The organism is Arthrobacter sp. Hiyo1 (assembly GCF_001263615.2).
In the GTDB taxonomy this organism is placed as follows: Bacteria; Actinomycetota; Actinomycetes; order Actinomycetales; family Micrococcaceae; genus Arthrobacter.
Map to the genome: position 1 here is coordinate 1,031,140 of NZ_DF952468.1, position 9,113 is coordinate 1,040,252.

Below are 9,113 nucleotides of genomic sequence, written 5' to 3' on the forward strand. Positions count from 1 at the left end.
TTCGATGCGCGGATAGCACTGGCGCGGCTCCACCGCGCACCAGCCACTGCTTCGCCGCCCCGGAAAGCGAGGACGCCAGGTTCGGGGCCGTCGTCGAATTTGGCTTTGAGCTGTTCCTTCCGTGCCTTGGGGGGAGTGTTCTTCCAATCCTGACCGGCGAGAGCGAACCACCGGCACCAACAGCGCGAAGGCTCGCCGCGGACGCCGAATAGCCTTTCGACATCCGGCCAGCTTGCGGGGCCCGTGATGATGGCTTCGGAAGTGTTTCTCATCCGACCAGCCTAGATACCGGACGCCTGCCCGCCTCAGTTGGACGCAGAGAATGAAAAACACCCCGGTCCGAAGACCGGGGTGTAACCGATGGCCCAACTCATCCATGAAGGATGTCTCGACTCATCACACAAGTGCCCCAGGAGGGAATCGAACCCCCGACCGTCGGATTAGAAGGCCGCTGCTCTATCCTCTGAGCTACTGGGGCTGGAACCGCACCCAAGTGTATCGCTGGGTTTGGCTAGCCAACAATTCAGGAGGATTGCCGGGCCTTCAGGATCGGGCAGGGGATTCGTACTATGCCTTTGAAAAATACAGGAGAGGTCGGAATATCGTAGAAGTCGGTATCGGACGCGGGTGCACAGAGATTGCGCGCGGTGCGGACGTGCTCGGCCCAGACAGGACCATTGTTTCTGGATGTCGAGGGCGGGAAGTACATCGACGCCAAGAGAAGCGAGAAAGCCATGAGTGCCGCAATGGGTGCAGCACGCCCAAACCTTGCCAACGCGGAAGCAAGCAACGGAACCGTGGCGAGGACGAACATCGTAGGCACTACCGAGTACCTCCCAAACACGAACCTGGCGGGCCAATCCGCCGCCGAGAAGGTTGCGTAGTCCAGGTACGGTGCCGGGTTCGAAGCGACGCAGGCAACCCAAATAACCATCGAGGCCGTGATGAAGAACGCGGCCAGCCATTTCTCCCGCGCAGAGCCCAAGATCAGGACAGCCACCGGGACGGCGAGGACGAGGAGGGAGGCCACGATCATCGGAGCAGCTCCGAAGTTCACGATTTGTTGCATGACACCGGACGCGGTGCCGTAGACGATGGGTCCTGCGGTGTTGATAAACCACCCGTAAACCGGGGACCAGGGGTCAAGCTGGTAGCTCGCGCCGCCGCTTGTTCGAGGATGCGTCACCGTCGCAATAACCTGGCAGGCAAGACCCAGGCTGAGACCCGCGCGGGCGGCCCACATGTTTTTGTCCCTCAGCCGGTAAAGGAAGAGCGGAACAAAGACAATCGAGATGATCTCGGTCAAGGAGGCGAGGGCCGCGACGACAAAAAGCATGCCTCCCTCGAGTTTGGACTTTGCCGGTTTCATCAATAGCCAGGGAGTGAGCCAGAGCAGGTACCAGTGCAGGTTCGCGAAGTTTCCAAGAGCCTCAAAAGCGCCGACGTTCACGAAAATGGGAACCGCGGCCCAAGCTACGCGGATCCAGGTGTTGCTGGTCAAGGCTTGGGCGCAGTGGTACGTCATGAGGGCGACGCCGGCCACAGCCGCGCAAGCCAATACAGTAAGCGCAATAGCGTAGTCCTCAAGTGCGAAGAACCGGACAACCACCTCGGCTGCGAGGCGGGGGACGACGTGGAGATAGCCTGCGTACGGCCGGATCGGCGTGAAAGTCCGGGTCGGGTTCAAAGCGTCCGTGAGAAACACCGCGCCGTCTTCCGCCCAGACGACGCCTTGGGCCGTTGCTGGGATCCGCCAGAACGACACCAGCGTCAGCAAAATAAGGGCGCCCACGTAGGACGCACTTCTAGCCAGAGTAATTTTCACGATCTGTCCCCCAAAGAGCAGGCCCGAGACTGGGCGATCGTACCCAATTTAGATGGCGGTTCCGTATTTTCAAAAACCCCGCCGGTCTTTGTGGGCGGCGCCCCATTCTGCGTCTAACTTGTCCTCCACAATCCGCGTAAGAACAGGGCTATCCACATACGTGGATTTGGTACTCCCGCGGGCGTTCGCGGCACGCGAAGCTGGGAGAGCCAGACAGGCAGCTCAACTCACGTTAGGACAAGACCATGAATGACATCATCACTGTCCGGGGATTCGTTGCCACGGAACCCAAAAGTTCGACGACCCCGGGCGGAACCCGGACGGCATCGTTCCGGCTCGGTTCAACGGAGCGCAGGTTCGACCGTGCCAATGATGTCTGGGCGGATGGCAACACAAATTGGTTCAGCGTCCAGGCGTTCAGGCATCTAGCGGGAAACATTGGCTGCAGCGTCAAGAAGGGCCAGCGGGTCATCGTCGTCGGGAAACTGAAGCTGAGGCAATGGGAACACGACGGCAAGATCTACCAAGTCGCCGAAATTGTCGCCGAGTCGGTGGGTCACGACCTCATGTGGGGCTCGGCGAACTTCATCCGGACCACCGGCAGCAACAGCCCGCAGACCATGCCCGCGGCCCCCGAGGTGGAGCCAGAGAACCCATGGCCTTCGGCGGAGGAAGATGCGGAAGGCGACCCGCATGACGACGAGGATGGCAGTGCCGCAGCCGAGCGGGAAGTTATCCTTCCGGCAGGAGAAGGCGATGAGTCGGTACTCGTTGATACTGAGACGGGAGAACTTGTGGACGCCAAGGTTTGAAATGGAACTGGCCTTGAAATGGAGCCGGCCTTGAAACAGGGGCCGCCGCGGATGCCATGCGGCGCGGCGCGTGGTGTACCGCATGGCAGAATAGCCGGGTGATGAGCAGGGGAAAGCCGCAAAAACCATCTGGACGCCGCCACGCTGCCGGAAGCCCGGGTTTGCTGCTTGCGGTGCCGTTACTTCTGGCCGGACTGGTGGCCGGCTGCACGGCGCCTGCACCAACGGTGTCAAGAAGCACTGGGGTTTCATCGCCCACCCCTCGACTACAGCCAGCTCCACCCCCGCCGTCACACCCAGTGCTGGCAACCCCTCGGCATCGACTTCGCTCAGCGCGGGCACTGCCGCGCTGAAGCAGACCATGGAGTCCGTACTCAAGACGATTGCCGCGGCAACCCCCAAACCGGCACAAGACGCACTGCGATCACAGCTCGTTTCGGCCGGCATCGCCGACTCTGCCGTAGAGGTGTCCGCGAGCAAGACGCCGACGGGACTGGATGTCGACGCCATCGAGGCCGCGGCCAGGCTGGACAAGGACTGCGTCATGGGTGAGATCAGGGACGGGCAGGTTTCAGTGTCGGTCCTGCCCGTGTTGGCCAGCGGCAAATGCTTCGTCGGGGATTCCCGCTAGCAGGGCCGAATGTGAGTTATGCCTTGCCACCCATTAGATTTAACGGCATGGCGGAATTCATTTACACGATGACCAAGGCTCGCAAGGCCGTTGGCGAAAAACTAATCCTGGACGATGTCAGCATGTCGTTCTTCCCTGGCGCGAAGATCGGTGTCGTTGGCCCGAACGGAGCCGGTAAATCCACGATCCTGAAGATCATGGCTGGTATCGACACACCGTCGAACGGCGAAGCCCGCCTCAGCCCCGGCTACTCCGTGGGCATCCTCCTGCAGGAGCCGCCCCTGAACGAGGAAAAGACCGTCCTGGGCAACGTCCAGGAAGGCGTGGGCGAGATCTACTCGAAGATCCAGCGCTTTAACGCGATCTCCGAGGAAATGGCCAACCCGGATGCAGACTACGACACCCTGCTGGAGGAAATGGGCCACCTTCAGGAAGCCATCGACGCGGCGGATGCGTGGGACATCGATTCCCAGCTCGAGCAGGCCATGGACGCACTCCGCTGCCCGCCGGGCGACTCCGACGTGACGGTCCTGTCAGGTGGTGAGCGCCGCCGCGTGGCGCTCTGCAAGCTCCTGCTGCAGAAGCCCGACCTCCTGCTCCTTGACGAGCCCACCAACCACTTGGACGCCGAAAGTGTTCTGTGGCTCGAGCAGCACCTCTCTTCCTACCCCGGTGCCGTCCTCGCCATCACCCACGACCGCTACTTCCTCGACCACGTCGCCGAGTGGATCTGTGAAGTGGACCGCGGCCGTCTCTACCCCTATGAAGCAACTACTCCACGTACTTGGAGAAGAAGCGCGCCCGCCTCGAAATCCAGGGCAAGAAGGACGCCAAGCAAGCCAAGCGCCTCAGCGAGGAACTTGAGTGGGTCCGCTCCAACGCCAAGGGTCGCCAGACCAAGTCGAAGGCCCGTCTGGCCCGGTACGAGGAAATGGCAGCCGAGGCTGACCGCACCAGGAAACTCGACTTCGAGGAAATCCAGATTCCGCCGGGACCGCGTCTGGGTGGCCTGGTCCTGGAAGCGAAGAACCTGCAGAAGGGCTTCGAGGACCGGACCCTGATCGACGGGCTTTCGTTCACACTGCCCAGGAACGGCATCGTCGGCGTCATCGGTCCTAACGGCGTGGGCAAGACCACCTTGTTCAAGACCATCGTCGGGCTGGAACCGCTGGACGGTGGCGACCTCAAGATCGGTGACTCGGTCAAGATCTCCTACGCCGACCAGAGCCGTGGCGGTATCGACCCCAACAAGACCCTGTGGGAGGTCGTCTCAGACGGCCTGGACTTCATTCAGGTCGGCCATGTTGAAATGCCGTCCCGAGCCTACGTCGCGGCCTTCGGCTTCAAGGGGCCGGACCAGCAGAAGAAGGCTGGTGTGCTCTCCGGTGGTGAGCGTAACCGCCTGAACCTGGCGCTGACCCTTAAGCAGGGTGGAAACCTCCTGCTTCTTGACGAGCCCACCAACGACCTCGACGTCGAAACCCTCAGCAGCCTTGAGAACGCGCTGCTCGAGTTCCCCGGCTGCGCCGTCGTGGTCTCGCACGACCGGTGGTTCCTCGACCGCGTTGCAACCCACATCCTGGCCTACGAAGGCGACGAGGAAAACCCCTCGAAGTGGTACTGGTTCGAGGGCAACTTCGAGTCCTACGAGGAGAACAAGGTGGAGCGACTCGGCCCGGACGCTGCCAAGCCACACCGTGTCACGCACCGCAAGCTGACCCGCGACTAAATCGGATCGCTCCGCAGAAGGCCGGCGCACTGGATATATCTTCCGGGGCGCGGCCTTCTTTGCGGCACGGAATCTCGGCCGTGTTGCGGCAGCTACCTGAGCAGCGATTACGGGATCCGGAGCATGCCCTCTTGCGCCACCGTGGCGACATGCTGGCCATCGCGGCTGAAGATCTTGCCCGTGGCAAGTCCGCGGGCGCCTTGGGCGCTGGGGGACTCCTGCACGTAAAGCAGCCACTCGTCGACGCGGACGGGCCGGTGCCACCACATGGCGTGGTCAAGGCTAGCGACGCTCATGCCTGGCGTCATCCAGCTCAATCCGTTCTTGCGAAGCACCGATTCCAGGATGGTGTAGTCGCTCGCGTAGGCCAGGGCGGCCAAGTGAAGATTGGGGTCGTCCGGCATCGGGCCAAAGGTCTTCATCCAGACGGCATTGCTGGCTATCCGGTCTTTGGGCGCTTCGACATAGATTGCGGGATCGACGTGGCGGACATCGAAGGGCCGTTCGAAGGACATGTGGCGGGCGAGCGGGTGGTCGTACTTCTGCAGGAGTTCGGCGGTACTCGGCAGCGTTTCGGGGTCCGGGATTCCGGCCGGCATCAAGGACTGGTGTTCCACGCCCTCCGCCTCGGTCTGGAAGGACGCGATCATTGACAGGATCGGTTGGCCTTCCTGGTAGGCGTGCACCCGCCGGGCCGAGAACGAGCGTCCGTCGCGAAGCCGCTCCACACTGAAAGTGATCGGCTGGTTGGCGTCGCCCGGACGAAGGAAATAGCCGTGCATGGAATGGACCGTCCGATCCTCGTCCACCGTGCGCATTCCGGCCACGAGCGACTGGGCGAGCACCTGCCCGCCAAATACCCGGTGGCGCGGCTGTTTCTGGGAGGGTCCAAGGAAGATGTCCTCGGCTGTCCTCGCGCCGTCGAAGTCGGCGAGGGACAACAGTTCGATGAGGGTGGATGTGGGGTCCTCAAGGGCAACCTGATGTTCCAGGCCGGCGTGCGCGTCAGTCATGGTTCGACTCTAGACGCCACCCTGACCCCTCTCAACCGCGGACATGCCGGTAGAGTCGATGATGTGTCCGATGTATTGACCCAGTCCTTCCATTTCGTCGATCCCCGTGATCTGGCGGATCTCCGCACCTATGTCACGCGTGCCAAGAGCATCGATGATGGCGCCATCCGGCTTCAGGCCTCCGGCCGCGTCCTGGCTGCATATGTGTGCGTCTTGAGGCCGCGCCTCCTGGGCGAAGCGACCCCCACCATTCTCGGGCTACGGACTATCGCCCTTGCCGAAGACGCGCATGCGGACGTCACCGTGACTCTTTCCTCGGTCCTCGACCGCCTGGCGCGTTCCGGTGCCGACGACGTCGAGCTTCCCATCCCGCCGTCGACCGTTTCCGAATCGTGGGCGGGAGTCGGGGCGCCCCGCAGCGGCTGGGAGCCGCTGCGTTCAGTGCCCGACGCCGAACTCAAGTCTGTCGCGAATGCCGGCATTGCCGAGGTGGCCGGGATTGTTCCGGATCAGCCCGGCGCATTGATCGTCAACAACGCGAGGGCCGCGGTGTGGGGACGGGAGATCCCGGGACTCGACGGCGTGCCCGCAGGCGCTGCGTTCGCCGCCTTGGCGCTCGGTTTCCTGGGCGACGGCGAACACCGGCTCTTCCGCAACGGCCGTTGGTTCCGGCTCAGTGGGAGCCGGGGCCACATCCTGGCTCGATCCGGATCAGGCCTGGGCTTCCAGGCCCGCTGAACCCGAGCCTAGGCCCGGCCCGACACACAGCACCGTCCTACAAGCTCAGGGCTGCTGGACCGACGGGCTATTGACCATCGTGAGCGCAGCCCGCTCCATGTAATCCCACAACGTCCCTTCGTGAAGCGGCGACAAGTTGAGCGAATCGACTGCCGCGCGCATGTGGAAGAGCCAGCGGTCCTTGGCTTCGGGCGTCACTTGGAACGGCATGTGCCGCATCCTCAAGCGGGGGTGCCCGCGTTCCTCGCTGTACGTGCCCGGACCGCCCCAATACTGCTCAAGAAACATGAGGAACCGCCGCTTTGCGGGGTCGAGGTCTTGTTCCGGGTACATCGGCCGGAGCAACGGGTCTCCCGCTACACCGTCGTAAAAGACATCGATCAGTTTCACGAAAGTCTCGTGGCCACCGATGGCCTCATAGAAACTGTCGGTGTACGCAGGCTGGCTGAACGGATCGTTTTGCATCAACTGACGCCGCTCTGCCGGCTGGGGTGCTGCGGATTCCGGCTGGCTGCCCACGTCACTCACCTGCTTTCTGCTCTCGAATCTTGAGGGCTTCCTTTGAAGTCGGAGGCGCACCGGAGGCGGCGGTTTCGGCAGGCGCCGTCCCTGGAGGTGCAGGCGGAACGTCGTCCGGGACGGTTGAGTCTTCAGGCACGTAATCGCCTTGCGAGCGGTTGCCCACCCGCAGGATTTCTCCGTTGCGCAGATACCAGATGGCCCCGTCTTCAGCCTTGAGCCGGGTGATCCGGAGTCCTACCGATTCAACGGTGCCGATCACTTCAGTGGTTACGATCACATCGCCGATCCCGAACTGGTCCTCGATGGTAATGAAGATGCCGGACAGGAAATCGCGAATGAGCTGTTGGGCGCCGAAGCCAATGGCCACACCCAAAATACCGACGCTCGTGAGCAGCGGGGCAATATCCACATTCAGGTATTTGAGGACGTAGATGATGACAATGACCACCACCACCACGCTGAGCACGCTTGTCAGCAGTGAGCCGATGGTGTGGGCGCGCTGGGCGCGGCGTTCATGGTCGAGCGCCCGGAAAGCCGGCTGGACCCACCTGAAATGCGGTTTCTTGAAGAAGCTGGTGCCCTCTGCCACCCGGCGGGTTATGCGCAGAATGATGAACCGGGCCACAACCCAGACCACCAACCCGATGCCTAGCGTCACGAAGATGGACGCGTAATCGATCTTGGCTGCATCGGCCACGATGTTGTCGGTCGACGAGGCGACGTTCATATGCGGGAATGCTCCTCACGGGATCCAATTGTTCGCCTGGCCCCTGATTGCCGGGCGCTGAACACTCTGTCCACGGTCAACCCTATCGCCGTAGCGTGGCCGGATCCGCATCGTGGTTCTTGGCCGGACGGCCTTCTTGACACCTGATTAGCTGGCGGCCGCCGTCGTGCTCGGCTCATGCAGAACGGGAAAATTGACGCTCCGGGCAATAAAGCACACTTGGTTGGCCTCATGGTGCAGTTTGTCCACGAGGGAAAGATGCGCCGGGTCGGCAACCGTGACGTGCGGCTTCAAGGTGACGTTCTCGAACTGGCCGCTGCCATCGCGATTGAGCCTCATCATGCCCTCGGCGTGATCCACGTAATCGGTCACTACCACCCCGTGCTTGACGGCGACATGCAGGAAAGACAGCATGTGGCACTGCGAGAGGGCGGTGAGGAGCAGTTGTTCGGGGTTGTATCGGCTGCGGTCGCCATGGAAGGTGGGGTCCGAGGAGCCCTTCAGGACGGGCAGGCCGGGGATCTCGACGTCGTGGTCCCGGGTGTAGCCACGGTAGGTGGATGTCCCGGTGCCCAGGTTTCCGGTCCAGCGCACGGTCAGCGAGTAGTGGTGTTCGTCCAGGCTCATGCGGAAAGTCTAGCGGCGGTGCACTCGCGGGCGGCACACGGAAAGGCCCCGGTTCCAGTGAAGCGGAACCGGGGCCTTTCGGTGGGTTATCCGACCGTTTTAGATGTCTGCCGCGCGGGCCTTCAAAGCACGGGCTACGCCGTCGCGGTTTTCTAGCATCATGCGGCGCAGGGCACTGCTATCCGCCGGCAGTTCGGCGAGGAACTTGTCCGTGCGGTCAACCGTGGCCTGCGTTGTCAGTTGCGCAGGGTAGAGCCCGACGACGATTTGCTGGGCCAGCGCATGGGTGCGGTTGGCAACAATCTCCGGAACCGCCTCGAAATACTGTTCCGCGTACGGCTCCAACAGGGAGGTGTCCAGCACCCGGGTGAAGCCCGTGACGGCGGAGCTTTGAATGGCGTTGGAGAGCTCGCCCGTGACCACGATCTTCTTCACGCGGCGGCCTTGGCCTCGGGTGTGGGAAGGGCCGCCCGTCGCCAAGCGGCGGCG

General features: G+C 62.5%; 8 protein-coding genes, 1 tRNA gene and 3 pseudogenes. 4 read left to right on the forward strand and 8 right to left on the reverse strand.

Going from position 1 to position 9,113, the window contains the following annotated elements; genetic code table 11:
- The 3 genes and pseudogenes from AHiyo1_RS25400 to AHiyo1_RS04645 form a co-directional block, all read right to left on the reverse strand.
- Window positions 1–272, reverse strand: a pseudogene (locus tag AHiyo1_RS25400) (hypothetical protein); the annotation flags it as partial.
- 133 nt (window positions 273–405) lie between these two features.
- Window positions 406–478: transfer RNA gene (locus tag AHiyo1_RS04640), tRNA-Arg, on the reverse strand.
- 45 nt (window positions 479–523) lie between these two features.
- Complete coding sequence (locus AHiyo1_RS04645; RefSeq protein WP_172465492.1) at window positions 524–1,825, reverse strand: hypothetical protein; 1,302 nt, start codon at window positions 1,823–1,825, stop codon at window positions 524–526.
- Between the two features lie 245 nt (window positions 1,826–2,070).
- Here AHiyo1_RS04645 and AHiyo1_RS04650 point away from each other — a divergent pair, with 245 nt between their 5' ends.
- The 3 genes and pseudogenes from AHiyo1_RS04650 to ettA all read left to right on the forward strand — a co-directional run bounded on the left by AHiyo1_RS04650 (window position 2,071) and on the right by ettA (window position 4,997).
- Window positions 2,071–2,637, forward strand: coding sequence for a single-stranded DNA-binding protein (locus tag AHiyo1_RS04650; protein ID WP_059387776.1), 567 nt, complete (start codon window positions 2,071–2,073; stop codon window positions 2,635–2,637).
- Between the two features lie 361 nt (window positions 2,638–2,998).
- Complete coding sequence (locus tag AHiyo1_RS04655) at window positions 2,999–3,268, forward strand: DUF6993 domain-containing protein (RefSeq protein WP_059387777.1); 270 nt, start codon at window positions 2,999–3,001, stop codon at window positions 3,266–3,268.
- A gap of 47 nt (window positions 3,269–3,315) precedes the next feature.
- Window positions 3,316–4,997 (forward strand): annotated as a pseudogene (gene ettA, locus AHiyo1_RS04660) (energy-dependent translational throttle protein EttA).
- A 107-nt stretch (window positions 4,998–5,104) separates the two neighbouring features.
- Here ettA and tesB read toward each other — a convergent pair.
- Window positions 5,105–6,010 carry an acyl-CoA thioesterase II gene (gene tesB / locus AHiyo1_RS04665; protein WP_059387778.1) on the reverse strand — a complete coding sequence of 302 codons (906 nt, stop codon included), beginning with the start codon at window positions 6,008–6,010 and terminating at the stop codon, window positions 5,105–5,107.
- A gap of 63 nt (window positions 6,011–6,073) precedes the next feature.
- Here tesB and AHiyo1_RS04670 point away from each other — a divergent pair, with 63 nt between their 5' ends.
- Window positions 6,074–6,748, forward strand: coding sequence for a hypothetical protein (locus AHiyo1_RS04670; protein WP_059387779.1), 675 nt, complete (start codon window positions 6,074–6,076; stop codon window positions 6,746–6,748).
- A 45-nt stretch (window positions 6,749–6,793) separates the two neighbouring features.
- Here the strand turns inward: AHiyo1_RS04670 and AHiyo1_RS04675 are convergent, their stop codons facing one another.
- From AHiyo1_RS04675 to AHiyo1_RS04690, 4 genes and pseudogenes are all read right to left on the reverse strand, one after another.
- Window positions 6,794–7,213 (reverse strand): globin, encoded by a 420-nt coding sequence (locus AHiyo1_RS04675; protein ID WP_113990566.1) that lies wholly within the window; start codon window positions 7,211–7,213, stop codon window positions 6,794–6,796.
- 55 nt (window positions 7,214–7,268) lie between these two features.
- Window positions 7,269–7,997 (reverse strand): mechanosensitive ion channel family protein, encoded by a 729-nt coding sequence (locus AHiyo1_RS04680; RefSeq protein WP_059387781.1) that lies wholly within the window; start codon window positions 7,995–7,997, stop codon window positions 7,269–7,271.
- Between the two features lie 147 nt (window positions 7,998–8,144).
- Window positions 8,145–8,624, reverse strand: coding sequence for an OsmC family protein (locus AHiyo1_RS04685; RefSeq protein ID WP_059387782.1), 480 nt, complete (start codon window positions 8,622–8,624; stop codon window positions 8,145–8,147).
- Window positions 8,625–8,723: 99 nt separating this feature from the next.
- Window positions 8,724–9,113, reverse strand: a pseudogene (locus AHiyo1_RS04690) (ERAP1-like C-terminal domain-containing protein); the annotation flags it as partial.

Excerpts from the sequence above, each read along its gene's own strand:
- AHiyo1_RS04655 (WP_059387777.1), top strand. The coding sequence starts at position 2,999 with ATGGAGTCCGTACTCAAGACGATTGCCGCGGCAACCCCCAAACCGGCA.
- AHiyo1_RS04675 (WP_113990566.1), bottom strand. The coding sequence starts at position 7,213 with ATGCAAAACGATCCGTTCAGCCAGCCTGCGTACACCGACAGTTTCTAT.
- tesB (WP_059387778.1), bottom strand. The coding sequence starts at position 6,010 with ATGACTGACGCGCACGCCGGCCTGGAACATCAGGTTGCCCTTGAGGAC.
- AHiyo1_RS04650 (WP_059387776.1), top strand. The coding sequence starts at position 2,071 with ATGAATGACATCATCACTGTCCGGGGATTCGTTGCCACGGAACCCAAA.
- AHiyo1_RS04685 (WP_059387782.1), bottom strand. The coding sequence starts at position 8,624 with ATGAGCCTGGACGAACACCACTACTCGCTGACCGTGCGCTGGACCGGA.
- AHiyo1_RS04680 (WP_059387781.1), bottom strand. The coding sequence starts at position 7,997 with ATGAACGTCGCCTCGTCGACCGACAACATCGTGGCCGATGCAGCCAAG.